The 26,051-nt window shown below is 70.6% G+C and carries 20 protein-coding genes; 14 read left to right on the top strand and 6 right to left on the bottom strand.

What is annotated here, in order from left to right; all coding sequences use genetic code 11:
* Positions 1–81 precede the first annotated feature (81 nt).
* Both KGD87_RS03670 and KGD87_RS03665 read left to right on the top strand, forming a co-directional pair.
* Positions 82–2,592, top strand: a complete 2,511-nt coding sequence (locus tag KGD87_RS03670; RefSeq protein ID WP_502888002.1) for a penicillin acylase family protein — start codon at positions 82–84, stop codon at positions 2,590–2,592.
* Between the two features lie 215 nt (positions 2,593–2,807).
* Entirely contained in the window at positions 2,808–3,254 is a 447-nt protein-coding gene (locus tag KGD87_RS03665) for a DofA protein (protein ID WP_284666166.1), read from the top strand.
* Here KGD87_RS03665 and KGD87_RS03660 read toward each other — a convergent pair.
* Positions 3,182–4,042 carry a ThiF family adenylyltransferase gene (locus KGD87_RS03660; protein ID WP_284666165.1) on the bottom strand — a complete coding sequence of 287 codons (861 nt, stop codon included), beginning with the start codon at positions 4,040–4,042 and terminating at the stop codon, positions 3,182–3,184. The genes KGD87_RS03665 and KGD87_RS03660 overlap by 73 nt on opposite strands.
* Before the next feature lie 270 nt (positions 4,043–4,312).
* On the opposite strand from KGD87_RS03660, the gene KGD87_RS03655 reads away from it, so the two are divergent.
* Positions 4,313–5,926, top strand: coding sequence for an alpha/beta fold hydrolase (locus KGD87_RS03655; RefSeq protein ID WP_350101381.1), 1,614 nt, complete (start codon positions 4,313–4,315; stop codon positions 5,924–5,926).
* A gap of 10 nt (positions 5,927–5,936) precedes the next feature.
* Here the strand turns inward: KGD87_RS03655 and KGD87_RS03650 are convergent, their stop codons facing one another.
* Positions 5,937–7,727: a sigma 54-interacting transcriptional regulator gene (locus tag KGD87_RS03650; protein ID WP_284666163.1), complete on the bottom strand. Its 1,791-nt coding sequence runs from the start codon at positions 7,725–7,727 to the stop codon at positions 5,937–5,939.
* Positions 7,728–7,938: 211 nt separating this feature from the next.
* Here KGD87_RS03650 and KGD87_RS03645 point away from each other — a divergent pair, with 211 nt between their 5' ends.
* Genes KGD87_RS03645 through KGD87_RS03595 form a run of 11 tightly spaced genes read left to right on the top strand, consistent with a single transcriptional unit; the run spans position 7,939 to position 22,264 of the window.
* A complete protein-coding gene (locus KGD87_RS03645) occupies positions 7,939–8,547 on the top strand; it encodes a 4Fe-4S single cluster domain-containing protein (RefSeq protein ID WP_284666162.1) in 609 nt (202 codons plus the stop codon).
* Positions 8,544–9,620: a hypothetical protein gene (locus KGD87_RS03640; RefSeq protein ID WP_284666161.1), complete on the top strand. Its 1,077-nt coding sequence runs from the start codon at positions 8,544–8,546 to the stop codon at positions 9,618–9,620. Before KGD87_RS03645 ends, KGD87_RS03640 begins: the two co-directional genes overlap by 4 nt.
* Positions 9,617–10,183 carry a hypothetical protein gene (locus KGD87_RS03635; RefSeq protein ID WP_284666160.1) on the top strand — a complete coding sequence of 189 codons (567 nt, stop codon included), beginning with the start codon at positions 9,617–9,619 and terminating at the stop codon, positions 10,181–10,183. The genes KGD87_RS03640 and KGD87_RS03635 overlap by 4 nt, the downstream gene beginning before the upstream one ends.
* A complete protein-coding gene (locus KGD87_RS03630) occupies positions 10,180–12,300 on the top strand; it encodes an AAA family ATPase (RefSeq protein WP_284666159.1) in 2,121 nt (706 codons plus the stop codon). The genes KGD87_RS03635 and KGD87_RS03630 overlap by 4 nt, the downstream gene beginning before the upstream one ends.
* Positions 12,293–12,559: a hypothetical protein gene (locus tag KGD87_RS03625; RefSeq protein WP_176411811.1), complete on the top strand. Its 267-nt coding sequence runs from the start codon at positions 12,293–12,295 to the stop codon at positions 12,557–12,559. Before KGD87_RS03630 ends, KGD87_RS03625 begins: the two co-directional genes overlap by 8 nt.
* Positions 12,559–15,831, top strand: a complete 3,273-nt coding sequence (locus KGD87_RS03620) for a DUF8586 domain-containing protein (protein WP_284666158.1) — start codon at positions 12,559–12,561, stop codon at positions 15,829–15,831. The genes KGD87_RS03625 and KGD87_RS03620 overlap by 1 nt, the downstream gene beginning before the upstream one ends.
* Positions 15,828–16,850, top strand: coding sequence for an AAA family ATPase (locus KGD87_RS03615; RefSeq protein WP_284666157.1), 1,023 nt, complete (start codon positions 15,828–15,830; stop codon positions 16,848–16,850). Before KGD87_RS03620 ends, KGD87_RS03615 begins: the two co-directional genes overlap by 4 nt.
* Positions 16,851–16,857: 7 nt before the next feature.
* Positions 16,858–18,330, top strand: coding sequence for a hypothetical protein (locus tag KGD87_RS03610; protein WP_284666156.1), 1,473 nt, complete (start codon positions 16,858–16,860; stop codon positions 18,328–18,330).
* Between the two features lie 50 nt (positions 18,331–18,380).
* A complete protein-coding gene (locus tag KGD87_RS03605) occupies positions 18,381–19,733 on the top strand; it encodes a WGR domain-containing protein (RefSeq protein WP_284666155.1) in 1,353 nt (450 codons plus the stop codon).
* A gap of 38 nt (positions 19,734–19,771) precedes the next feature.
* Complete coding sequence (locus tag KGD87_RS03600) at positions 19,772–21,121, top strand: TIGR02996 domain-containing protein (RefSeq protein WP_284666154.1); 1,350 nt, start codon at positions 19,772–19,774, stop codon at positions 21,119–21,121.
* Positions 21,122–21,127: 6 nt separating this feature from the next.
* On the top strand, positions 21,128–22,264 hold the full coding sequence (locus KGD87_RS03595) for an STM4014 family protein (protein WP_284666153.1): 1,137 nt from the start codon (positions 21,128–21,130) through the stop codon (positions 22,262–22,264).
* Here the strand turns inward: KGD87_RS03595 and KGD87_RS03590 are convergent.
* Genes KGD87_RS03590 through KGD87_RS03575 form a run of 4 tightly spaced genes read right to left on the bottom strand, consistent with a single transcriptional unit; the run spans position 22,252 to position 25,974 of the window.
* Positions 22,252–23,181 carry an STM4011 family radical SAM protein gene (locus KGD87_RS03590; RefSeq protein ID WP_284668576.1) on the bottom strand — a complete coding sequence of 310 codons (930 nt, stop codon included), beginning with the start codon at positions 23,179–23,181 and terminating at the stop codon, positions 22,252–22,254. The genes KGD87_RS03595 and KGD87_RS03590 overlap by 13 nt on opposite strands.
* The gene (locus tag KGD87_RS03585; protein ID WP_284666152.1) at positions 23,178–24,494 is read right to left on the bottom strand and encodes an STM4012 family radical SAM protein; all 1,317 of its coding nucleotides are present in this window, start codon (positions 24,492–24,494) and stop codon (positions 23,178–23,180) included. Before KGD87_RS03585 ends, KGD87_RS03590 begins: the two co-directional genes overlap by 4 nt.
* The gene (locus KGD87_RS03580) at positions 24,491–25,300 is read right to left on the bottom strand and encodes an STM4013/SEN3800 family hydrolase (protein WP_284666151.1); all 810 of its coding nucleotides are present in this window, start codon (positions 25,298–25,300) and stop codon (positions 24,491–24,493) included. Before KGD87_RS03580 ends, KGD87_RS03585 begins: the two co-directional genes overlap by 4 nt.
* Positions 25,291–25,974, bottom strand: coding sequence for an HAD family hydrolase (locus KGD87_RS03575; protein ID WP_284666150.1), 684 nt, complete (start codon positions 25,972–25,974; stop codon positions 25,291–25,293). Before KGD87_RS03575 ends, KGD87_RS03580 begins: the two co-directional genes overlap by 10 nt.
* Between the last annotated feature and the right edge of the window lie 77 nt (positions 25,975–26,051).

Genomic DNA, 26,051 nt, shown 5'->3' with positions numbered 1-26,051 from the left:
GCCCGGCGGTGAAAGAAATCAATTCAGTTTCAGAAACATTTTGACGGTGTGATCAGCCGCTCCCTACGCTCGACGACTGTCATGCACCCCAAACTTCCCTCGCCCCTCCGGCGCGGTGTGCTCCGCCGTACGCGGAGCACCCGCTGGCAGTTCTCCCTTCTCGCAGGCATGAGCCTGCTGTTCAGCACCGCGTGTGGTGACGACGACGGCGAAGGGACGCCTCCGGCCCAGACGCCCACCTACGAAGCCACCATCCGCCGCACCGCCCATGGCGTCCCCCACATCACCGGCAAGGACCTGGGCAGCGTGGCGTACGGCAACGGCTATGCCTTCGCCCAGGACCACGTCTGCATCCTCGCGGATCAGATCCTCAAGGTGCGCGGTGAGCGCGCCCGCTTCCTGGGCCAGGGCCCCGGCAGCACCTACGCGGGCAGCGACTTCGCCTACCGCTCACTGGGCCTCCACGCGCGCGCCACGGAGCGCTTCAGCGCGCAGCCCGCCAACGTCCAGGCCATGCTCAAGGGCTACGCGGCCGGCTTCAACCGCTACCTCGAGGAGACGCCCAAGGAGCAGCTCCCCGCGCCCTGCACCGGCGCCAGGTGGGTGCGGCCCATCTCCGAGGTGGACCTGCTGGCCTACGCCTTCAGCGCGGCGCTGACGGGCAGCAGCTACCAGGTCGCCCTCGCCCTCGCCGCGGCCACGCCGCCCAACGTGACGGCGACCGCCATTGGCACGCCGGACCGCGACCACGTCAAAATCCAGCGGCCTGAACTGCACCAGGTGGGCAGCAACGGCTGGGCCATTGGCCGCGACCGCTCCGCCACCGGCCACGGCATGGTGGTGGCCAACCCGCACTTCCCCTGGGAAGGCGAGCTCAAGCTGTGGGAGAGCCACCTCACCGTCCCCGGGGAGCTGGACATCTACGGCGTGGGCCTGCTGGGCGTGCCCGCGGTCCTCATCGGCTTCAACAACGACGTGGCCTGGACGCACACCTTCTCCTCCGGCCAGCGCATGACCCTGTACGGGCTGCGCCTGGTGCCGGGCAAGCCGACCTCGTACTACTACGACAACGAAGAGCGGGAGATGACCTGGAAGGACATCACCATCCTGGTCCTGCTCGACAACGGCACGCTCGTCAACGTCACCCGCCGCATGTACAGCAGCCACTACGGCCCCATCATCTCCATCCCCGGCGTCGCGGAGTGGACCGAGGCGTCCGCGCTCACCTACCGGGACGCCAACCTGGAGAACGACACCCTGCTGGCGCAGTTCATGGGCATGAACCAGGCCGGCAGCCTGGCTGAGTTCAAGGCCGTCTACGCGCGCGAGCAGGGCATCCCCTGGGTCAACACCATGGCGGCCGACCGCGCGGGCAACACCTGGTACACGGATGCCACCCCCACGCCGAACCTGTCGCCCGTGGCCCTGGCCACCTGGAACGCCGCCCGCCAGGGCGCGGACCTGGCCACCACCGCCATCTGGCAGCAGATGGGCCTGGTGCTGCTCGACGGCAGCAACAGCCAGAACGAGTGGCAGGACGAGGCCGGCGCCCGCAGCCCGGGCCTGGTGCCCTTCAGCAAGGTGCCCCAGCTGGACCGCACCGACTTCGTCTTCAACGCCAATGACAGCTACTGGCTGGCCAACCCCGCCGCGCCGCTCAAGGGCTTCTCGCCCCTGCACGGCCTGGAGGACGTGCCCCAGACGCCGCGCACGCGCCTCAACGCCGTCATGCTCACCGAACAGGTCGAAGGGGGCGCGTCCGGCGCGGACGGCCTCTTCACCCGCACCGAGCTGCAGGACGCCATCCTCAACAACCGCGGCATGATCGCCGAGCTGCTCATCGACGACGTGGTGGCCCGCTGCACCGGCCAGACGACGGTGCCCTATGGCGCTGGCACCGTGGACATCAGCCAGGCGTGCGCGCTGATTGCCCAGTGGGACCGTCGCTATGACGTGGACAGCGTGGGCGCCATCGTCTGGCGCGAGTTCGCGGGCGCGTTCACCATGAGCGAGCTGCAGGCGAGCCCGGCGCTGTACGCCACGCCCTTCGACCCGGCCAACCCCATCGCCACGCCCCACACGCTGGCGCCCGCGCCGGCCCAGGGCACCGACCCCGTCCTGACGAAGCTGGCCCAGGCCGTGGACACGCTGACGCGCGCGGGCCTGGCGCTGGACCTCCCGCTGGGTCAGGCGCAGTTCACCCCCCGCGTGAGCGGCGAGCGCATCCCCATCCACGGCGGCGGCAACTACGACGGCGCGGCCAACATCGTCAGCTTCGGCACGCTGAAGTCCACCACGCCCAACGCCGAGTCGGGCACCGCCACGCGCACCGTGGTCAACAGCCGCACGGCCCTGGCCAACGGCGGCTACGTCATCAACAACGGCAGCAGCTTCATCATGGCCATGGAGTTCACGCCCACCGGCGTGCAGGCCAGCGCCCTGCTGACCTACAGCGAGTCCAGCAACCCGGCCTCGCCGTACTACGCGGACCAGACGCGGCTGTTCTCCCAGAAGCAGTGGCGGCCCATCCTCTTCACCGCCGAGGAAGTCGCCGCCGCGCCGGGTGAGCAGATCACCCTCACCGGCAACTGACGCACCCCGCCGGCCCCCGCTTCGTCGGGGGCCGGACACCTCGCGGCCCGGCGGGGCAATGTCGGGCCGCGGATGTCCGCCCTCCAGTCTGATTCCGTCTGCTGCCCGGACGCGCGCCAATGGGTGCGCAGACCGCCAGGCGCCGCCGTTCGTTCCTGGCGAAGGGGCACCGGGATTTCCCGGTGGAATCACCGAAGCAGCAGCAGGGGGACATCATGGCCACATCCGTCTACAAGACCGCCATCATCGGCAGAGTGTTCTTCCTCCGATGGGAGGCGCCACCCAGTCAGGAAGAAATCCACACCGTCTTCCAGCAGATGAAGGGCGCGCACGAGCAGCTCCGGCACCCGCTGGTCCTCGTCGCCAGCCTTTCACCGAAGTCGTCCGTGCCCAACTCGGAGCAGCGGCGCAACCTGTCCACCTTCCATTCGGACGCGCGCCCCCTCTTCACGGAGATTCACGCCATCGTCGAAGGCAATGACCTGCAGTACAACCTGCAGCGGGTCATCATCTCCGGCATCAACCTGGTGACGCGCACCTTCGACGAGGCCTTCCACCGCGTGCACAAGCACGCCGACCTCGTCGCCCCCTACCTGGGCAAGAGCCTGGGCGTGGACGGCGTGAAGCTCATCGAGGAGGCCCGCTCACGCGGCGTGGTGTGAGCCTGGGCGGCGGTGCCCCGGACGAAGCGGTGGTCGAAGAAGTCCACGTAGAGGTACTCCGGCCACGACACCATGGACCGGGGTCCCCGCATCACCGCGCGCGTCAACTCCGTCACCATCATCCCCGCCGCGCTCGTCGCGCCCACCACGCAGGTGGGCGCGTGGCCCCGGCCCTGGTAGCACGCGTCCATGTACTCGCCGAGCATGTAGCTGCCCAGGTGGGGGATGATGGCCGGCAGGTCGATGCGCCCATCCGGCAGGAGGTAGAGCGCTTCGTACAGCGGCGCGTCCGGCTGGAAGACGTGCAGCGCCGCGCCAAAGCCCAACATCAGCCCCGTCATCACCGGCACCCCACGCCGACGGCAGGCGCGGTGGAGCACCTGCTTCTCACACGCTCCCGCGATGTCGATGACCTCCACCACGTAGTCCACCGGGCCCAGCCCCCCGCCTCCGCCGAGCACGTCCTCCACGTTGGCCGCGGTGATGCCCTCCAGCACCTCCCGCAGCCGCAGGGCCGGGTGGATGTCCCGGCACATCCGCCCCACCACCTCCACCTTGGCGCGGCCCAGCGTGCTCTCGAAGCAGCCCACCTGCCGGTTCATGTTGTGGCGCTCGTAGACGTCGAAGTCCGCCAGCGTCACGCCGCCGAACCCCAGCCGCGCCAGGTCCACCGCGCACTGGCCTCCCGCGCCGCCCACGCCCGCCACCAACACATGCGTGCGTGACAGTTTGTCCAGCGTCTCCGCATCCACCACGCCCAGATTGCGCTGGAACCGCTGCTCGACCATGGGCCGCCTCGCGTTGAAGTCTGGCTTTCATGTGCCCCCCCACCCAGGAGGGTGGCGAGAGCCCCATGGGCGCGTGTGTTCAGCACCCCTCCCACGTCACCTGGTGCCGTTCGGACCCCGTCAGTCCTCCCGTACTGGAGCGCTAATCCGCTCTTGCCCGTTCTGGTCGCCTGTGGTCATTTGCGCGCGCTCGTCACCCAAGCCTCGCAATCCCTGCCGGGTTCCTCGTGACGCCCCGGAAGCCGCACCGGTGATGCGCGGGCTTCAGTGATGAAGCACGCGCCGAAGTACCCCACCTGGCAGGGGATGTCAGAGGTTCGATCCACAGTGGCATTCACCCATGAAGTCCCTGCCTGGAGAACACTCCAGGAGTTACAGGGGTTTGATGATTGGCGTGAATTCTGCTCGGGGGGCGACACGTCATTCGACTCCCCGAACATCTTCAGCCGATCCGAGGTCTGTATGCGTCCCGTGCTCTTCCTCTGTGTCTCGTTGGCATGTCTGTCGTTGGCTCGAACCGCCGAAGCAGCCCCTTCTGATGACATGCGACAGGCTGTCTCACGGGCCGCGGCGCTCCAGGGCGTGGCGCTGGCGGAGGGCGCGCCGGACAGCGCCGCGTTCCTGGGTTCCAGCAATCTGGGAGGCGGTGAGCGGGTGGCGCTGTTCGGCGACGTGGCCCACTACCGCTACCGCCTGCGGGTGGGGCCGTCGGGGCATGACGTCGTCACCCTGCACCGGGTGGTGCGGGAGGACGGGGCGTGGCGGCCGGCGCGTGCGACGCGCGCGGTGTTCATGGTGCACGGCGACGGGTGGGGCTTCGAGGCCGCGTTCCTCTCCAGCGTCGGCTCCGCGTACGTGCCGCCGGAGCAGTCCCTCGCCGCGTACCTGGCGAAGGAGGGCGTGGACGTGTGGGGCCTCGACCTGCGGTGGGCGGGCGTGCCGCGGGACACGCAGGATTTTCGCTTCATGAAGCACTGGACGCTGGAAACGCACGCGGCCGACGTGGGCGTGGGGCTGGGCGTGGCGAAGCTGCTGCGGCTCGCGGGCGGCAACTTCCTGGGCACCATGCACCTGCTGGGCTGGAGCCGGGGCGCGGTGGTCGGCTACGCGTACCTCAACCGCGAGGCCCGGCTGCCGCGCGGGCTGCGCCAGGTGGACGGCTTCATCCCCATGGACATGGCGGTGCGCTTTTCGCCGCGGGACGCGCAGCAGCAGGCGTGGGCGTGTGAGCGCTACGAGGTGCTGAGCAATGCCCGCCGTGAGGGCCAACTGGAGGGCGGCCTGCTCGGGCCGGCGCCGGGCATCATGCTGCAGGCCATTGGCCAGCTCGCCGCGGCGCAGCCGGCCGCGCCGTCCCCCTTGGTGATGGAAGACATCTTCGGACCGGGCACGGGCGTGCCCACCAACCGCAAGCTGGCCGTGGTCGCGGCGGGCGCGACGAGCGTGCTCTTCGCGCCGCTGCAGCCCATCGTCCCGGCCTACCACCTGATGGGCAGCACGCCGGACGCCCTGGGCCTGCCGGAGCAGCTCTCCTTCACCCGGGAGGGCTACCTCTTCGAGTTCGGCCAGCGCACCGCCCCGTATCAGAGCATCAACGAGGTGGTGGAGACGGAGGCGTGGGCCTGCGGCAAGAGCGTGCCCTACGACGACCGCCTGCGCGACGTGAAGGTGCCGGTGCTGTACGTGGGCGCCGCGGGCGGCGTGGGCCGCTACGGCGAGCACAGCCTCACGCTGCTGGGCAGCCGGGACGTCACCCGGCTCAACGTCAGCACGCTGCCGGAGGCCGCGCGCGCCCTGGACTTCGGGCACGCGGACCTGTTCCTCGCGGATGACGCGCGCGTGCGCGTCTGGAAGCCCATGCTCCAGTGGATTCGCACCCACTGAGGCGGAGGGCCTAGCTGTCCGCCTTCCACAAGCCGTGGCGCCGGGCCCGCCGGCCCAGCGTCACCGGGTCCATCCCCAGCGCCACGGCCGCGCGCCGCAGCACCCCGCCGTGGCGCTCCAGGGCCTCGCGGATGAACTCCCGCTCCACCCGCTCCAGCCGGGCGCGCAGTGAGCCATCCCCACCCGGCTCGCCGCGCAAGGCCAGGGTGGAGCCCAGCACCGGCGGCAGCAGCCGCCGCGACACCACCTCGCCCGGGCGGGAGAGCAACACCGAGCGCTCCATGACGTTGCGCAGCTCGCGCACGTTGCCCGGCCAGCCGTAGGCCCGCAGCGCGTCCACCGTGTCCGGCGCGATGCCACTGGCCGAGCGGCGCAAGGTGCGGTTGAACAACTCCAGGAAGTAGAGCGCCAGCTCCGGCACGTCCTCTGGCCTGTCCCTCAGCGGCGGGATGTCCACCGTGAAGCTGTTGAGCCGGTAGAAGAGGTCCGCGCGGAAGCGGCCGGCGCGCACTTCCTCGCCCAGGTCCTTGTTGCTGGCGGCCACCACGCGCACGTCCACGTGACGCACCTGGGTGCCGCCCACCGGACGCACGTCCCCCGTCTCCAGCACGCGGAGCAGCTTCGCCTGGAGGTTGGCGGTGGTGTTCTCGATTTCGTCCAGGAAGATGGTGCCGCCGTTGGCGAGCACGAAGAGCCCGGGGTGGTCCGCCACCGCGCCCGTGAAGGCCCCCTTCACGTGGCCGAACAGCTCGCTCTCCAGCAGCGTCTCCGACAGCGCGCCGCAGTCCTGGACCACGAGCGGCACGTCCCCCCGGCCACTGAGCCGGTGGAGGATGCGCGCCAGCACCTCCTTGCCCGTCCCCGTCTCGCCCTGGAGCAGCACGGCCACGCGGTGGGGCGCCACCAGGCGCACCAGCTCCATCACCCGCTGCATGGCGGCGCTGCGGAAGCCCACCTCGTCCCCGCCGCGTCCACCGGGGGCGGGCGGCAGCTCCTGCGACAGCGCGCGCTCACGCAGCAGGCTGCGCTCCAGCTCCAGCGCCATGCGCCACTGTTCGGTGCGCACGCCGTGCTCGCGCCCCGCTTGAAGCACCGCCTGGTGCACGGCCTCCCGCGTGGGTGAAGGCCCGAGCGCGCGGAAGATGCGCCCGGCGTTGAAGAGGGCCACCAGCCGCTCCGACGCGGCCGGCGCGCAATAGACGATTCGCGACGCCAAATCACTGGGCGGCCCCGCGCCGGAAGGGTCCGCCTCCGCGCGGCCGGCGGCCAGGGACTCCACCAGGGACAGGGCCTGCTCCTCGTCCTGGCCGCACACCACCAGGCATGCCGCGTCCCCGCGCGTCACCAGCGCGTGGGCGTCCGACGGGCTGGCCGCGAAGTGGAGCTTGGCCACCCCTTCCAGCGCGGCCGTCACCGCGCGCGCCTCCGGCTCGGTGGCGAAGGCCACCACCACCTGGAGGTGCGACGAGGCGAGGTAGCGCGCCAGCTTCACGCCGTCCGCCTCCTCGAAGGCGCGGAAGCTCACGCCCATGGCCGCCACCGCGCCGGACGCGTCGTGACGCCAGCGCACCACGCCGCGCACGCGGATGTGCTCACCGGAGTCCGGAAGGGAGAACGACAGCTCCACGTCCTCGCCCTCACGCGGCCCTTCGGACGGCGTGTGCGGCGTGGCGATGAGCCCGATGCCCGTCTCACTGATGTTGACGGCCCAGCACCCATGGAGCGCGGGCTGCGTCACCACCTTCACGTACAACGGCTTGCGTTCGCTTCGAGGGGCGTGGGCGGACACAGGCCGCGTCATGAGCACCACAGTCTACTTGAGGGATGAAGCGACGCTGACAATTTGTGACGCGGGAAGATTCACCAGCCATCACTCGACCTGGATGTAGGTACAGGTCATGAACGATGGGGCGGCAGAAGGTATCAACAAGCAAACGAGCCCGTCTCGCGGCATGTGACACGTCCTGGCGCTCCCCCTGCCCCGCCGCTGCTGGCATGCTGGGGCCGTCTTCATGGCCATCGCAGCAGGCACCTCCCGCTCCGGCCCCACGCTCCGGATTGCCCAGCGAGTCCCCCGCACGGAAGCGGAGGGCCCCGGTGTGCGCTACGCCCTCTGGGTCCAGGGCTGCCCCCTGCGCTGCCCGGGGTGCTGCAACCCGGAGATGTTCGCGACCGAGCGCGGCACGGTGGAGACGGTGGAGGCCCTGGCCCGGCAGATTCTGTCCACGCCCGGCATCGAGGGCCTCACCCTGCTGGGCGGCGAGCCCTTCTCCCAGCCCGGCCCCGCTGCGGCGCTGTGCGAGCGCGTCCGCGCCGCCGGGCTGAGCATCATGGTCTTCACCGGCCACACGCTCGCGGAGCTGCGGGCCCAGGCGCGCGGCGACGTGGACCGGCTGCTCGCGACGGTGGACCTGCTGGTGGACGGCCGCTTCGAGGCGGACCAGCCGGAGACGGCGCGGCGGTGGATTGGCTCTCGCAACCAGGTGATGCACTTCCTCACCGGCCGCTACTCGCCGCACGACGCGTGCTTCACCGCGCCGAACACGGCGGAGGTGCACTTCGTCGGCGGCAAGCTCGTCATCAACGGCTGGCCCGCGCTCGCCGACCGGTTCCGTCCATGATTCGCGTCGCTCCGTCGGAGCTTGAGCTGCTCACGCTCGCCCGCGCCATCGCCAGCCTGGGACAATTCGCCCCCGTGGAGGACCTGCTCCGCAACCGCCACGCCGTCCCCGCGAAGTTCAGCCCCGGCGCGATGCACGTCCTACGGGACACGCTCGCCAAGGGCGGTGTGCTCGCGCTCGCCCGGTGCGGCGGCTGGCGCCAGCAGCTCACGGTGCGTGACGGGCAGGCTCGCACCGGCCGGCTCTGGGAGCGGCATGCGCCGCCCGCCCTGCGCTTCTCCGCCCTCACCTTCCACGTCCTGAGGTGGCTGCTGGAACAGCCCCTCACGAAGCACGGGGCCATGCCGCTGGAAGTGGACGGAGCGCCCACGCTCGCCGACGAGCTCTTCCTCTACCTCTGCTGCCGCCTGGTCGCGGGCACCCCCTGCGCGCCGGCCCTGGGCGCACAGCAGCTCTTCCGCCGCTCCGCCCTCTGCTGGCTGGGCTTCCCGGAGCAGTTCGGGACGCAGCGCCCGGAGCTCGACGCCGCCGCCTTCGCGCCACTGCTGGCGGACGGCGCGTGGCTGCTGGAGGCGCTGCGGCTGGAGCTCGTGCGGCGATGGCGTGGGTTGGAGGAGTCCAAGCGTCACATCGCGTCCCCCGGGGAGGCGCTGGCCCTGGGCGCGGCGCAGGAGGCCGTGCTCGCCGCGTTCCTCGACGCGGTGGATGGCGCGGGCCGAAGGGACCTCGCGGGCTTCCTCCTCGAAGCGGCGCGTCCGTTGCTGGAGCAGCCCGCCACGCGCTGGGTGGAGGGGCTGTCTTCCTCGGCGACGTTGTCCTCGCGGGCCGAGGCGGCCCGTGCCGCCGCGGCCTTCCTGCGCGCCCTGGGCCGCCTGTCACGCTGGGACGCGGAGCACCGCGCCGTGCGCTTCTTCGACGACGGCTACGACGCCGCCCAGCACCTGCTGTCTGAATGGAACGCCTTCGGTGAGGCAGGCTTCCGTCGCGCCGAGGACCATGCCCGGCAACTGACGACCGCCCTCACCAGCGCCTCCGCCGCACCTCCACCTTCCTCCACCGGGAGCGCTTCATGAGCCGCGCCTACCGAGTCTCCGTCTCCGAGTCCCTCAACCGCGTCGTCCAGGCCGAGGACGGCCTGTGCTCCAAGCTGGAGCTGCTCCCGCTCCTCTCGCGCGAGGAGCTGGCCGGGCTGCTCGCGGCCGAGCTGGCGAATCGCGGCTTCGCGCAAGAGGGCGACGTGGCGCTGCGCACGGAGGCGGATGGCGTCCGGGTCGCCATCGACGTCACCACCGGAGACGTCAGCGTCACCCTCAGCGGCGAGCAGGAGGTGGAGCTGCAGGCGCGCGGCGAGCTGGCCGTGGAGCGGCCCGACGAGGTGGAGCAGGCGAAGCTGCGCGCCCAGGACCTGGCGCGCGCGCGGCTGGAGGACGCGGCGGACGTCGCCACCGACAAGCTGCGGCAGCAGGTCACCCAGCGGCTCGAAGGCCGGCTGCGCGACCTCAAGTCGGAGCTGGATGCCATCTCCAACAAGGTGACGGCGGAGGCGCTCAAGGTGCGCGCCGGGCAGCTCGGCACCATCGAGGAGGTCCACGAGGACGCGGCGACGGGTTCGCTCACCATCAAGGTGCGCGTATGAGTCAGCGCATCCCCGAGGAGTCGCTGCCCACGGAGCTGTCGCCCTTCGCCGCCGTCGAGGCCGCCTACCCCGCCGAGCTGAACCGCGTCTGCGAGGCGCTGCTGCGCGGGCTGCCCGTCATGGTGGAGGCGGACAAGGAGCTGACGCCCTACTTCTACAAGTGCCTGCGCGACAGGCTGAAGCAGGACGGCAAGCAGTTCCTCTACCTGGACGGCCGCACCGCGCAGGAGCCCCCACCGGGAATGCCCGCGCCTGGCATGATGGCCACGCTCATCGCGCAGCTCCGGGACGCGGTGCGCGGCGCGGTGCGCGAGCGCATCGTCGTGTTGCCCCACCTGGACCTGCTCACCACCAGCACCGGCGGGCTCACCAGCGAGGCGCGCGAGGTCATCCCCCTGCTGTACGAAAACCCGGAGATGCTCTGGGTCGGCTTCAAGGACCCGTCCTTCGCCGTGCCGCGCGTCATCGAGAACCTCTTCCCCCACAAGGAGAGCATCCTCGGTGTGGGCAGGGACAGGCTGCGCTACCTCATCACCCAGCGCGAGTGCCGCAAGTTCGGCAGGGGCCTGCAGCCCTACGCGCTCTACAAGCACGTCTCCGGCGTCAACGCCGTGCGGCTGCGCCGGCTGCTGGGCGCCATCACCGGAGAGGACTACCCCGCCAACCCGAAGCCCGCGTATGCGCAGCTGCGCTCTGCCACGCTCACCGGTTCGCTCAGCGTTCCGGAGCTGGAGCTGCACACGGACATCGGCGGCTACGCCAAGGTGAAGCAGCGGCTCCAGCAGGAGATTCTGGACGTCCTGGCGCACAAGGACACGCTAACCGACGCGGAGGCGGTGAAGCGCGTGGAGGCGCTGCTGCCGCGCGGGATGATCTTCTGGGGCCCTCCCGGCACCGGCAAGACGCTGTTCGCCAAGGCCATGGCCTCGGCGCTGGGCGCGGCCGTCCAGGTGGTGAGCGGCCCCGAGCTCAAGAGCCGCTGGGTGGGCGAGAGCGAGGAGAACCTCCGTCAGATTTTCGTCCGCGCCCGGCAGGCGGCGCCCAGCATCATCGTCTTCGACGAACTGGACTCCTTCGCGTCGGCGCGTGGCACGTACACGGGCTCGGGCGTGGAGCACTCCATGGTGAACCAGCTCCTCACGGAGATGGACGGCTTCCGCAAGGAGGAGCTGGTCTTCGTCGTGGGCACCACCAACTTCGTGGAGTCCCTGGACCCCGCGCTGCTGCGCCCCGGCCGCTTCGAGTTCCAGCTCTGCATCCCCTACCCCAACAGCGCGGACCGGCGCGCCATCCTGTCCATCTACCACCAGAAGCTGGGACTGGAGCTGACCGAGCGCGCCCTGGACTACGCGGTGAAGCGCACGGGCGACCGCGTGGAGGGCACCGGGACGCGCTTCTCCGGCGACCACATCCAGGCGCTGTGCCGGGCGCTCGCGCGGCGACGGCTGCGCGAGGGCGTCCAAGGCCCCACCGAGGCGGTGGACGTGGAGCGCGCCCTCACGGAGTTCCTGGACCGGCCGGAGCTCACGCCCACGGAGGAGCGCGTGGTGGCCACGCACGAGGCGGGGCACGCGGTGTGCGCGCTCTTCTGCAAGCACGCGCCCGCCATCGACCGCATCAGCATCCGGGGCGACCTGGCGGGCTCGCTGGGCCACGTGCAGTACGCGGACCCGGCGCACCGGTACGTCGTCACGCGAGGCCAGTTGCTGGACAGCATCTGCATGCTCTTCGGCGGCCGGGAGGCGGAGGACCTGCTGCTGGACGACCTCTCCCTGGGCAGCGCGCATGATTTGGAGCGCGCCACGGAGATCGCGCGCGAGCTGGTGGAAGACCTGGGCATGGGCGGAGACGGCGTGCCCGTGCGCCGCTTTGATGCTCCGGGACGGCAGGCGGACCGGCATGCCCTGTCCGACGCGACGCGAAGCACGCTGGAGGCCGCGATACAGGAAGTCCTGGCCGTCCAACGGGCCCGGGCCCGGGATATCCTCCAGCGGGAGAAGGAGCGGGTCGTGGCCCTGAGGGATTTGCTCATTGAACGCAAGGTGTTGGACCGCGAGGCCTTCACCCACCTGGTGCCCGCGCTCGTGGCACCGAAGAAGGAGCCCGCGCTTGGCTAGCCTCATCCTCCGCCTCCAGGTGGACCCGGCGACGGGCCGCAAGGACGTCATCATCCAATACGAGAGCGACGCGGACGCGCTGCCCATGGAGCACGAGGACGAGCACCGCCGGCTGGTGGACTCGCTCATTCAGGGCGGCACGCTGAAGGCCTCCGAGCTGGGCCGCGTCATCGTCCGGCGCGACACGCCGTCGGGCAAGACGGCCGAGCCCACCTCCACCGCCGAGGACGCCTCCGAGAAGGTCAGCCAGAAGGCCTGATGTCCATGCTCGTCTTCACCAGTGAGGAAGCGCTCCACCTGGCGCTGACCTCCGGACTTGTCCCCGCCGAAGTCCAGGCCGCCCCCGCCCGCTACCACCGGACGCCCGACGGCGCGCTTCACGTCCTGCCGGAGGTGATGCCCGCCAAGGAGGTGCTCGCGCAGCTCGCGTCCCTGGGCGTGCAGGTGACGCGGAGCCGCGCGAAGGAGGCCACGCCGGTCCTCTGCTGGGCGGAGCTGGTGACGTCGCGGCGCGCGCCGCTAGAGACCGCACCGACGGGCCCGGTGCTGTTCCTGCCCCCGAGCGCCGATGCGCTCCTTCCACTCGCGGGCGAGATGCTGCGCCTGGGGTGCGACCGGCAGGAGGTGTGCTTCGCCCAAGCCGCGGGGGGAAGCGGACGGCGCGCCTTGCTGCGCGCGATGTCACCGCCCTACTTCACCCTCACCCGCGCGCTGGACGCCACGGGCCCGCTGCGCGCCTTCGCTCCCGCGGTCCCGGGGCAACTCTCCGTCTGGGTCGAGGTGGGCTACACGCATCCGCTCGCGCGCACGCTCCAGGCGCCCGTTGGGACGTTGCTGCTCATCCGCGGCGAAGGCCCCTGGTTGACCGCGCCGGACGGCCCGTGGACGGACCTGTACCAACACACCGACCTGCGGCTCCCAGCCCCGGGCGATGACTGGACGCCCGCGCCCACGCCGGGCCGGCTGACGGTGCCGCTGCGCCTCACGCGAGCCGCGCGCACGGAGCCCGCGAGCCTGTGGGTGCTGCGTGAGAATGCGCTCGCCCAGGTGGAGTCCCTGGCCCACACGCTGCCGGAGCCGCTGCTCGCGCAGCTTCGCTTCGCCGTCACGGGACCAGCGGAGGCGCCGTGCATCGTGCTGCGTGCCCGAGCCGGCCGGGAGCGGCCCCCGGAGCTGGGCCTGTCGGGCATGGCCTACGCGCCGCTGCCGCAGCTCGCGGACCTCTTCCTCCCGTGTGACGGACTGCTGGAGCCGCCCGTGCGCAGGGACCGCCTGCGCGCGCTGCTCGTGCCCCAGGCCGACACCGTGACGTGGCTGCATCCCACCGGGGGCGGTGGGTTCCGCGCGGAGCGGCTGCCGGAGTCCGCGTTCCAGCCGCTCGACACCTGGGTGGACTACGTCGTGGACACCCACGCCGACGCGCTCATGCCGTGGGTCCGGAGCGCGAGCTTCGACTTCGCCGCCTTCGAGGCCGCGGAGGGGGAGTGGCAGAGCGCGGCCCGCGCGGTGCAATCGGACGAAGAGGAGGGCCGGAGCTCGCGAGGCGCGCGCCGTGGCCGCCGTGAGGAGTCAGGCCCTCCGGTGGCGCCCGCGAGTCCTCCCCCCATTGTCGCGGTCCGCGTCGCGCAGCCCGTACCCACCGGCGCCCGCCTGGCGCCGCTCACGCCCGCGCAATCCAACGCGGTGGAAGAGGAGCTGAGTGCGCTGGAGAAGTCGTTCCTGGCTCTGGAGGTGCCCGCCGATTCGCCCCATCGGCAGGAGCTCTGGACGCGCATGGCGGAGCTGAACGGACGGCTGGGCCGCAAGCGTGACGCGAGCCTGTGCTGGACGTGCGCGCTGTGGTCCGCGTCCGACACCGAGGCCACCGAGCTGGTACGGCGCTGGGCCGACGCAGAGAATGAAGGAGGCGCATCCCCCGCCGAGCGGATGGCGTCACCCGCGCCCACGAGCGAGGACGTGCGCGGCGTCGCCAGCAGCCTGGTGCGCGCGGTGCGCGTCCCGGATGCGCCCGCGCCTGTCGACGTGGCGGCACTCCAGCGATGGCTGGACCGGCATGACGCGGAGCTCGACGTCCGGACGCTCTGGCTGACGCGGACGGCGCTCGACACGCTGGCGGGGGGCGATGCGCTCGGCCTTGCACGCGCGAGCGACCGGGTGCTGGAGCTGCTCCAGCGGGGCCTGTCGCTCGCCAGAGACGTGCCCCGCTTCCTGCGCGGTGGCACGGATTCTGCGCAGGTGCCCCGGGTGGTGGCGCAGCTCGAAGCCCTGCTGGAGCGCTTCGAGCACACGTCCCGCCGCCGCTCGTCCATCGAAGCGGCGCCCGCGCTCACGCTGGCCTATGTCCGCTACGTCTTCGCGGTGGGACTCGCGCGGCTCGGGCAGGCGGACCCTGCGCGGACCCTGGCGTCCGCGGCTGCGGAGGCGGTCGACACGAAGGAGGCCATCCACGGCTTCCTCTCCCGTGCCTACGGCGCGCGCGTGGCCCAGGCCCTGGAAGGCCAGCCGCCCGAGACACCGCTGCCCTCCGACATCGCCGCCGAATTGAACGCCCTGAGCACCTTCCAGCGGTACAAGGTGGACCGGCTGCGGCAGGCCTCGGTGCTGCTGGAGCCCAGCGAGCGGCTCGACCCCGCGAGGGCCTTCGGGCGCGGCGCCAGGGACTTGCGCGGCGAGGAGTTCGCCACCCTTCGTGACTTGAAGGACCCGGCGCAGGTGGCCGCGCAGGTGGAGACCCTGACGGCCCAGGCCACCGAAGCGACGCTGCCCGCCGAGGAACGGCGGCGGCTCATCGGAGGACTGCTGGACACGCTGCCCCGCGTCGCTCCGGCGCGAGCGCTTCCACTCCTGAACCGGCTCGTCTCATCGATGGAGTCTCTCCCCGGTGAAGCCCAGGCCGTGATGCTGGGAGATGCGCTGACACTGGCGGCCCTCTTCGGCCGAGCGGACCACGCGATGACGCTGGCGGCACGGCTGCGCAAGGTGCTCACGGCGCTGGCCCCCACGTCACCCGCCTGGAGTCACGGCATCCTGGGCGTGAGCCTGCGCGGTCTGCGCCGGGTGGGCCTGTCCCGCGAAGCCGCCGAGTTGGTGGACGCGGCGCAAGAGCGCCTGGCGGGCCCCAAGACACCGCTGACGGCGCGGCTCGGCGTGGCGGCGGGCCTGTCCATGCAGGGGCGCACGGCCGAGGCCGTCGACGTGTTCGACGCCGCCTTCGAGTCACTGGGCGCGGCGAAGGGCGGACTCCCGGAGCGGCTGGCGCTGATGCGCAGCCTCGCGAGCGCGCTGGCACATGCCCCCGTGGAGCTGGCGCTTCCGGGGCTGGCGCGCATCTCGGAGGGGCTGCCCGTTGTCACGGACAGCTACAACACCAACAGCCACTTCTGCCTCTCCGTGGTGGAGCTGGCGGACGCGCTGGTGCAGGGCCACGTGGAGGTGGCGCAAGGCACCGGAGCGCGCGCGCGAAGCTGGCTGGACGAAGACGAATTCCTGGTGCGACGGCGCATCCATCGGGAGCTGGAGGAGCGCACATGAGCAGCCAACCCGCCATCTCCGAGCTGACGTTCGACGCGCTCTCCCAGGAAGCCCACGGCCTGCGCGAGCGCCTCAACCGCTTCCGCCTGGCGCTGGGCCGTCACTTCGTGGGCAAACAGACGCTGGTGGACCTGATGACGGTGGCGGCGGTGGCGCAGGAGCCGCTGCTGCTGGTGGGCCCACCGGGCACGGCCAAGTCGGACCTCGTCCTCAAGTTCCGGGACGCGCTGCGCATCCCCAACGAGGATTACTTCGAGTACCTCCTGACGCGCTTCACCGAGCCGTCGGAGGTGCTGGGCCCCATCGACATCAACCTGCTGCGCCAGGGCCGCTACATCCGGCGCGAGGGCGGCAAGCTGCCCACGGCGCGGCTGGTGTTCCTCGATGAGGTCTTCAAGGCCAGCTCCGCCATCCTCAACGCGCTGCTCACCGTCATCAACGAGCGCAAGTTCTACCAGGACGGCGCGCCGCAGCCGGTGAAGCTGAAGGTGCTCTTCGCCGCCACCAACGAGCTGCCCGAGCACGCCGAGCTGGGCGCGCTGAAGGACCGCTTCTGCCTCAAGGCCGCGTGCCGTCCGGTGCAGGACCGCTACTTCCTGGAGCTGCTGGACTCCGGCCTGGATTCGCAGACGCACCGGGAGATGAACCAGAAGCCCTGGGCGGAGGGGCACGCCACGCTGGACGACCTGCTCAAGGCCCACCGCTACCTGACGCTGATGATGGGCAAGCGCGAGACGGGCCCGGACGGCCGCGAGCTGCGCGACCGCGACCTGTTCTTCCGCGATGAGTTGCTGCGTGAGTTCCGCCGCGTGGTGCAGACGCTGACGCGCGAGGACGGCGTGTTCATCAGCGACCGCAAGCTGGTGAAGCTCTACCGCCTGCTGCGCACGCGAGCGTGGATATTCCACGGCGGCGCGGTGGAGCGGCAGGACCTCCAGCTCCTCTCGTACCTGGGTGAGACGCGGGAGGAAATCGACCTGCTGGAGGAGAAGGTGCCCCGGCTGCTGGGTCTCTCGTGAGTCGCGGATGAGCACGGAGCTGAGAAGCCCCCAGGACACGGAGCGCTGGCTGTGCGCGGGGCTGTGCCTGATACGGCACGAGGACCTCACGGCCGACGCGTTGACCCCGGCCGTGCCGTGGCTCCTCGCCACGCTCGCGGAGTCACCCGCCCTGCCCCCACCCGCCTTCATCGCGGACCTCGGCCGACTCGTCGCGGGGATTCCGCTCGCGCCCTCCGCGCCCGTCCCCGACACCCAGCCCCGGCTGCGCGCGGCGGTGCGCGCGTATGACGACCACGTGCTGGCACGCCTGGCCGCGGAGCCCCACCTGGAGACGGTCTCCGCCGCCCTCGCGCGGCTGCCCGAGGCGCTCCGGCCGCGAGGTGTCGCCTTCCTCGTCGCACGTATCCTGACCCGCATGGGCTTCACCACGGTGAGCCCGGTGAGCCCGGCGCTTGTCCGGCGCGTTTTGGAGCGCCCACCCGCGGAGCTGCTCCAGGCGGGCTACGCGGCCCTGCGCGAATCAGGAGCCAGCACCGCGATGGACCGGCTCACGGAAGGCTACGAAGCCCTGGCGAGCGCGGCTCGGCGCGCCCATGCGCTGCTCGGCGACGCGGAGTCCTTCACGCTGGAGAACCTGGAGCACCTTCAGGGCAAGGCGCAGCGGCTGGCCCTGGAGCAGGCAGTAGAGGCCGCGGAGGCCCTGTCGCGAACCCTGCCGCCCAAGCTGCGCGCCCGCCCGGTGAGCACCGCGCCGCTCCCCATGGCGATGGAGGACGAGGCCGCCTTCCCACAAGGTGGCTTCTCCTCCGTGTCCAACGTGGGCAGCCTGGAGAACCTCGTCACCTCCGAGCTGGTCTACATGGAGGACGAGCCCGACCTCGACCTCTTCGACGTGCGCTACGTGGAGGGCGAGCTCCTCTACTACACGCGCGACGAGAGCATCTCCGTCCGCCGCCGGCGCGTCATCACCTTCGTCCTGCCGCCGAGCCTCGTGGATGCGCGCGTGAAGGACGCGGGGGTCCGCTGGCAGCGCGTCGTGATTTCCATGGGCCTGCTGCTCTGCCTCGTGCGGCGGCTCTCCCTCTGGTTGGGCAGCGAGGAGCTCCTCTTCCGCGCCGTCTTCCTGCGCGCCCCTGATGGTTCGGCGCCCCTGGAGGCCGAGCGCGGCCTCTGCGAGCTGCTGCTGCGCGAGTGGCGGGCCCGTGGCACGGCGGAGGTCCTCACCGCCGCCACGCTGGACGAGGTCCTGACGGATGCGGAGGCGCGTGCGAAGCGCGCGCGGGTGGACCTGGTGCTCCTCGACGCAAGCAGTCAAGTCGAGGCGGCGTTGCACCCCAGCGCTCCCCGCGTCGAACGGCATGTGCTCGACCTCAGCGCCCCCTCCCCGCGCGTGCTGGATTCTCGAAATCCGGATTCACCGATGAGCGCCGACCTCCCCCGCGCGCATTGGGAGGCCTGGACGGGGGTAACGCTTGAGCTTGCGCAAGGGCTTCTCTAGCGTCCGTCCCACAACGCGCCCCACCTGGCGCAACGGACGAAGGACGAGCCATGGCGCGGTACGAGTTCAAGGAAGGCAGCTCCAGCAAGTTCTGGGAAATCAACCTCTCCGGCAACAGCTTCACCGCGCGGTGGGGCCGCATCGGCACCGACGGCCAGGAGAAGACCCAGACCTTCGGTTCTCCCGAAGAGGCCCAGAAGGAGCACGACAAGCTCGTCCGCGAGAAGGAGAAGAAGGGCTACGTTCTCGCGGGCAAGGACGAGGACGACGACTCCGACGGCGGTGGCGGTGAAGCGCCCGCCTCCAACCCGGAGCTGGAGGCCGCCATCCTCAAGGCCCCGGACAACGTGGACGCGTACCTCGTCTACAGCGACTGGCTCCAGGGCCAGGGCGACCCGCGTGGTGAGCTCATCGCCATCCAGCACGCGGCCTCCCAGGCCAGCGGCACGGAGGCCAGCGACCTGAAGCGCAAGGCCACCGCGCACATCAAGAAGTACCAGACGCTGCTGCTCGGCGAGCTGGCTGCCGGGGTGAAGACAGAGGAGCTGTCCCTGGAGTGGCACCTGGGCTTCATCCGCTCCGCGCGCGTGAGCAAGAAGGATTACGACTCTGAGTTCGACGTCGCCGAGGCAGTCGGGACGCTGCTCAAGCATCCCTCCGCGCGCTTCATCCGCGGCCTCACGCTGGGCATGACGGACTTCGAGGAGAACGACTACGGCGCGGCCGCCGAAGCCATCGTCCAGGCGGGCGGCTCGAAGACGGTTGAGGAGCTGTTCATCGGCGACTTCCAGTACCCGGACGAGACCGAGATCTCCTGGACGCACCTGCACGACATCTCCGGCCTCCTCAAGGTGCTGCCCGGCCTGCGCAAGCTGCGGCTGCGCGGCGGCGACCTGGCGCTGGGCGACGTGGACCTGCCCGAGCTGCGTGAGTTCACCGTGGAGACGGGCGGCTTGCCCCTGGCGGCCATCAAGTCCATCGCCAGCGCGAAGTGGCCGAAGCTGGAGCGGCTGGAGATGTGGTTCGGCCGCGAAGACTACGGCGCGGAGGGCGGCGTGGAGGACCTCCAGCCCATCCTCGACGGCAAGGACCTGCCGAACCTCAAGCAACTGGGTCTGCGCAACTCCGAGTTCACGGACGAGCTCGCCAAGGTGCTGCCCACCGCGAAGGTGCTGAAGCAGTTGGAGAAGCTGGACCTGTCCATGGGCATCCTGTCGCACGAGGGCGCGCAAGCCCTGGCGGACAACGCGGCGGCCTTCGCCCACCTCAAGCAGCTCGACGTCACGGAGAACACGCTGACGGAAGAGGCGCAAGCCCTGCTGTCCAAGGCGCTTCCCAACGCCGCCGTGGGCAACCAGCGCGACTACGAAGAGGACTACCGCTACTCCGCGGTGGGCGAGTAGCCCCCGTCCGTCGAGCTGCCACTCCAGGGGGACACACCATGCCGCGCTTCGAATACACGGAAGGCACTTCGAGCAAGTTCTGGGAAATCGAACGGAAGGACGCCGTCATCACCACCCGCTGGGGACGCCTCGGCACGGAGGGACAGGTGAAGGCCCAGACGCTCAAGACGCACTACACGGCGATGACGGCGTACCAGAAGCAGGTCCTGGAGAAGCAGAAGAAGGGCTACACGCGCGTCAAGCCGAAGGACACGGCGCCCGCGCCCAAGACGAACCCGGAGCTGGAGGCCGCCATCCTCCAGGCTCCGGACGCTGACGACGGCTACCTCGTCTACGCCGACTGGCTCCAGGGCCAGGGCGACCCGCGCGGGGAGCTGATTGCCTTGCAGCACGCGCAGCAACAGGCCCAGGGCGCGGAGGCCACCCGCCTCAAGCGCAAGGCGGCGGCCCTGTACAAGGAGCACCAGGGAACGCTCCTGGGCGCGGGCCTCATGTCGATGCTCGGCGAGAAGTCCCTGACCCTGGCATGGCACCTGGGCTTCATCCGCGGCGCGCGGGTGGCGGCCTCCGACTTCGACGCGGACCCGGACTTCGACATCGTCGAGGTGCTGACGATGCTGCTCCGTCACCCCTCGGGCAGGTTCCTCCAGGAGCTGACGCTCGGCTTGCCGGACCGCGATGGCGACGCCGGGTACAACGACGTCGTCAAGGTCCTCACGAAGTGGGCGCCGTCGACGCTGAAGACGCTGTTCATCGGTGACTTCGTCTTCCCGGACGAGTCGGAGATTTCCTGGGTCACCCTGGGGAACCTCGCGCCCATGCTCAAGGCCTTGCCCCAGCTCACGTCCCTGCGCCTGCGCGGCGGAGACGCACGGCTGGGGGCGCTGGACCTCCCCGAGCTGCGGCGCTTCACCCTGGAGTCGGGCGGACTCCCGCGGCCGGCGGTGCAGGCCATCGCCAGCGCGAAGTGGCCGAAGCTGGAGCACCTGGAGGTCTGGTTCGGCAGCGAGGAGCACGGCGGCCGGGGCTGCGCCAGCGACGTACAGCCCCTCCTGGACGCCGCCAGCCTGCCAAGGCTGAAGCACCTGGGGTTGTGCAACGCGGGGTTCTCCGAGGACCTCGCGCCCCTGCTGACGAAGTCGAAGGTGCTGCGGCAGTTGGAGTCGCTGGACCTGTCGAAGGGCACGCTGAGGGACTCCGACGCGGCGGTCCTGGCGGCGAGCGCGGCGGCGTTCAAGCACCTCAAGAAGCTGGACGTGTCGCGGAACCTGCTCACGCGCAAGGGCGTAAAGCTGCTGTCCAACCTGTGTCCCGACGTGGCGACGGGGAGCCAGCGCGATGACTTCGACGACGAGGAAGGCCTCCGCTACGTGGCGGTGGGCGAGTAGTCCGGCATGAAACGCGCGCCGCCGTTCATCCTCATCGGCAACGCGGAGAACCGGCGCGTCACGCTGTTCCAGGAGGCCCTGTCCCACCAGGGGCTCCCGTCCGCGCACGTCGTGCCCTGGCGCGAGCTGCTGACGACGCCGGGCCTGCTGGCGGACCTGCCAGACTCGGAGGCGCTGGTCCGCATTGATTCCACGGGGGAGAGCTGGGACGTGGAGAAGGCCCTGCTCAAGCGGGGCTACGCGGACGCGGTGGGCCACGGCTGTTCCATCCTGACGCCGGAGCAGGTGGACCGCCTGCCCGTGGACCACGGCCGGATTCTCAGCCCCCGGCAGCACCACCTGGGCTTCCTGCGCGTCCTGTCGGAGCTGGAGGCCGTCTTCACGGCGCATCCGCGCTGGCGCGTCCTCCAGAAGCCCGCAGCCATCGCGGACCTCTTCGACAAGCGCATCACCTCTCGGCGCTACGCCGCCCTGGGCGTGCCGGTTCCGGAGCCGCTGGACGGCGTCACGGACGTGGAATCGCTCCGGGAGCGGATGGAGGCAGAGGACTGCCGCGAGGTATACGTGAAGGTGTCGTGCGGCTCCTCCGCGTCATGCCTCGCCATCTACCGGCGGGGGCGCTCGGCGGACGCGTTGACCACCACCATCGAGGTGACGAAGACGGGTTGGTACAACTCGCTGAAGGTCCGCCGCGTCGAGGCTCCAGCGCAGGTGGATGAACTCCTCACGTATCTGCTGGGCGAAGGCGCACAGGTGGAGCGCTCGATTCCCAAGGCGCGGCTGGGCGGCGACTACTTCGACTGCCGGGTGCTGATGGTCCGGGGCGAGCCGGCGTTCACGGTGGTGCGGCAGAGCATGCGGCCCATCACCAACCTGCACCTGGGTGGCTGGCGGGGAGACCTGGACGACTTTCACGCAGCGGTGCCTGGAAACGAGCTCGCGGACGCCATGGAGAGCTGCCGCACGGTGGCGCGCGCGCATGACTGCCTGCACGTGGGCATCGACCTCATGTACGAGGAGCACTTCACCGGGCACCGGGTGCTGGAGGCCAACGCCTTCGGAGACCTGCTCCCCAACCTCCGCCGTGACGGGCTCACCGTCTACGAGTGGGAGATTCGCGAAGCCCTGCGTCAGTTTCCGTGACGTTCGCCCCTCACGCTGCCGGGAACCGCTCCAGATACTCCTTTGCCCAGCGCGCCCTTCCACAAGGGAGTCGCCGGGACGCGCTCCAGGATGCCAGAGCCAAACACGCGGTCCAGCTCCAGGTACTCCAGGTGCACGTACCCGATATGACAACCGCAGGTCTGCTTCGCGCACGGCCGGGGCCTCAACGCGGCGTCGAAGTCCGGCGCGTAGATGTTCCCAATCGGCTCGTCGATAAAGTGGCACCGCCGCGCCGTGCCCTCGCCATCCACGGAGATGACGGACTCCCCGCCCTGGCACGCGCGGCCCAGGCTCGGGTGGCGCGTGTTGTTCACCGGGAAGAGCGGGTCCAGACGCGTAAACCGCGCCACGTCCTCCGCCGTGTACGGCTCCTCCTGCCCGTCCTTCACCGCGTTGATCCACAAGTAGGTGTCCGCGGGCAGCTCGGCGCGCAGGGTCTCCGCCTCCACCGTGAAGCGCAGGAACCCCACCACGCCCACGCTGTGCCGCACGCCCAGCTCCGTCAGCTTCGCGCACTGGGCCACGAAGCGGTGCCGCTTCGTCCACTCCGGGTGGTACGTGGCCCAGATGCCCAGCTTGTCCGCGCGCGCCTGGGCCACCCAGTCCAGCTTGCAGGACAGGTTCGTCTGGATGGCCAACCGCTCCACATGAGGCAGGTGTGACAATCGCGCCAGCGCCTCCTGGTACCAGGGCCAGATGAGCGCCTCGCCCCACGGCGTGAAGAACACCGACACCGTGTCCTGCGTGCGCGCCTCGACCCACGCGACGAAGCGCTCCAGGTCCGCGCGGTCCTTGGCCAGCTCCTCGTCGGTGTGCTTCCACTTGCCGAAGGGGCAGTACTCGCAGCCGTAGTTGCAGCTCGAAAGCGGGCCCCGATAGAGCACGGTGAGCTTCATCGCCAAGCGTACTCCTTCATCATCGCCTGCACCTGCTCGGAGTGCAGCCAGGGACCAATCAGGTCGGAGCGCTCCACGCCCGCGGCGGTGAGCTGCACCACCCCACCGTTCTTCCGCGCCAGCCCGTGCGCCTCCAACTCCTCCAGCTCCGGAAAGTCCTCCAGCGCGTCGGTGCAGAAACGCTGCCGGTAGACGGCCAGGTCCACGCCGTCCGCCAGCAGGGACAACAGCATGTAGCGCCGCCGCCGCTCCTCCGAGTCCAGGCGGAAGCCGTAACCCACCTCACCGAACGAAGCCTCGGTCCGCTCGCTGTACGACGAGATGATGGAGCGCACCTCGCGCGAGCCCACCGCGTACTCAGACGAGTAATGCACCTGTCCCGTGTACGAGCGCGCCCCGCAGCCCAGCCCCACCATGCCGTCTTCCTGGCAGCGATACACCGGACCGCCCGCGTCCGGCGCATGGCGCGCGCGGAACATCCGCATGGAGACCTGCGTGTAGCCCTCCGACAGGAGGAAGTCGCGGCCCACGCGGTACAACGACAGGCGCAGGTCGTCCCACGCCCGCGCCTTCTTGCCCAGGAAGGTCAGCGGCCGGACGTAGAGCGGGTAGAGATAAATCTCCTCCGGCGAGTAACGGAGCGCCGTGCGCAGCGAGTAGAGGAAGCTCTCCTCCGTCTGCCCCTCCATGCCGTAGATGAGGTCCAGGTTCAGCGTGGGGAAGCCCGTGGAGCGGATGAGGTCCAGCGCGGCCTCCACCTGCGCCGTCTTCTGGGGCCGCTTCACCGCGGCCACCTCCGCCTCGATGAAGCTCTGGATGCCCATGCTCACCCGGTCCGTGCCGCGCGAGCGCAGCACCTGGAGCTTCTTCGCGTCCACCGTCTCCGGCGACACCTCCACGGACACGGGGATGTTCTTCATGTCCGCGCCCATCACGCCCTCGGCCAGGTCGAACACGGTGTTCAACCCCGCCACGTCCAGCAGCGTCGGCGTGCCACCGCCAATGGCGGCCCGGGCGAAGCTCGCCGTCCCCAGCGCCGCCTTCACCCGCTTCGTCTCGCGCACCAGGGCGCCCAGGAACCCGTCCACCACGTCCTGCTTCGGCCCGGCGGCGGTGAAGAGGTTGCAGAAGCCGCAGCGCATCTCACAGAAGGGCACGTGGATGTAGAGGAACAGCGCGTCGCGCCGCTCCTCCGCCCAGACGGACTCCAGCGGGAGCGCGGGGGTGAAGGGCCGGTAGGCCGTCTTGTGTGGGTAGCCGTAGAGGTACGCCACATAGGGCGACCCTTCGAGCATCTGCTCCAGACGCGTCATGGTGCGGTTTCTCGAGGTAGCAGGAATTCAGCGTAGGGCACCGTCCACACCACGGGGTGGGCCAGGCGATGGCCGGTGAAGCCGTCCTCGCCGTAGGTGGTGCCATGGTCCGAGCAGACGATGCAGAAGGCGGGCCCCCTGCGCCGCAGGGCCGCGAACAACGGAGGGAGCCGCGAGTCCACGTACTCCAAGGCCGCGGCGTGGGACTCGCGTGAGTCCTGGGTGGCGCCGGGCACATAGTGCCGGTTCGGCTGGTGCAACGCCGACACGTTGATGAAGAGGAAGACGCGCTGCTCACGCGGCAGCGCCTCCAGCCGTTGGACGGCCAGCGTCACCTGGTGCTCGGTGGAGCGCGAGTCCGTCACGCCCAGCTCGGAGCGCCAGTGGCTCTCCGCGAAGAGCCCGGGGAGCACGTTGCCCAGCGGATTGCGCTTGTTGAAGAAGCCCACGCCGCCAATGCAGACGGTGTGATACCCGCGGCCCGCCAGCCCGGTGACGAGGTCCGGCGCGTCCAGCACACAGGTGTTGGCGGCCGTCGTCTCGCTGCCCTCGAAGCGCATCGAGAACAACCGGGGATGCGGCCCCGGCGTGGCAGGCGTGGGCAGGAAGCCCGCGAAGAATGCGTGGTGCGCCGCGTACGTGAAGCTCGCGGGAGAGTGCCGCGGCTCCCACCGGCCTCCGGGCAGCAGCGCGGAGAGGTTCGGCGTGCGCCCCTGGGCCGCGAGCGCCTCGGCGACGTCGAAGCGCAGCGTGTCCAGGGTGATGAAGAGCAGGTCGTGCGAGCCGACCACGGCGTTCATGTCCATCGCGTGAGCACTCCGGCGATGTCGTCGATGCGCGAAGGGATGCGCTCCACCGTGAACATGGGCGGCGGCAGCGCGGAGGGCCACGGCCGGCCGTGAGACACCCAGCAGGTGGCCAGCCCCAGCCGCGCGGCGCCCACGACGTCCCGCTCCGGGTCGTCGCCCACGTGCAGCACCTCTTCCGGCGAACGTCCGACGTGGGCCAGCGCGGCCTCGAAGATGCGGGCATCCGGCTTCGCCGCGCCCACCTCGCCGGAGAGGAAGACCTCCGGCAGCACCTCCGCGAGCCCCGCGCGGGCCAGCTTCGTACGCTGCACCCGCGCCGAGCCATTGGACACCACCACCACCGGCCGGCAGCGGGCCACGGAGGCCACCCAATCACAGACGCCCGCGTCCGCCTGGACGAGCTGAGGCAGGCGCGTCGCCATGTCCTCCCAGAGCGCGTCGGGCGTGAGGCCCAGGCAGGGGAACGCCTCCGTCACCTGCTGACAGAACGCGCTCCGGGACGCGCCGCCACGCCCATCCACCGCGTGCATCCAGGTCACGGCTTCGGCACGCCGAGCCGCGGGGAGCAACGACAGGTAGCGGGAGACGAGCGAGTCCACGTAGCGCGTGAAGGCGCCCGCGCGGTCAATCAGCGTGTCATCCAAGTCAAAGAAGACGGCCCGGGGCCGCATCCGAGCGCTCCTTCCCGAAACCACGAGAATACGCCGCCCCGGCTGCGTCGAACAGCGACAACGCAGCCGGGGCGACC

This window comes from Myxococcus sp. SDU36 (genome assembly GCF_030168875.1).
Lineage (GTDB): Bacteria > Myxococcota > Myxococcia > Myxococcales > Myxococcaceae > Myxococcus > Myxococcus vastator.
Note: the sequence above shows the minus strand (reverse complement) of the source record. Positions and strands in the feature narration are given on the sequence as shown.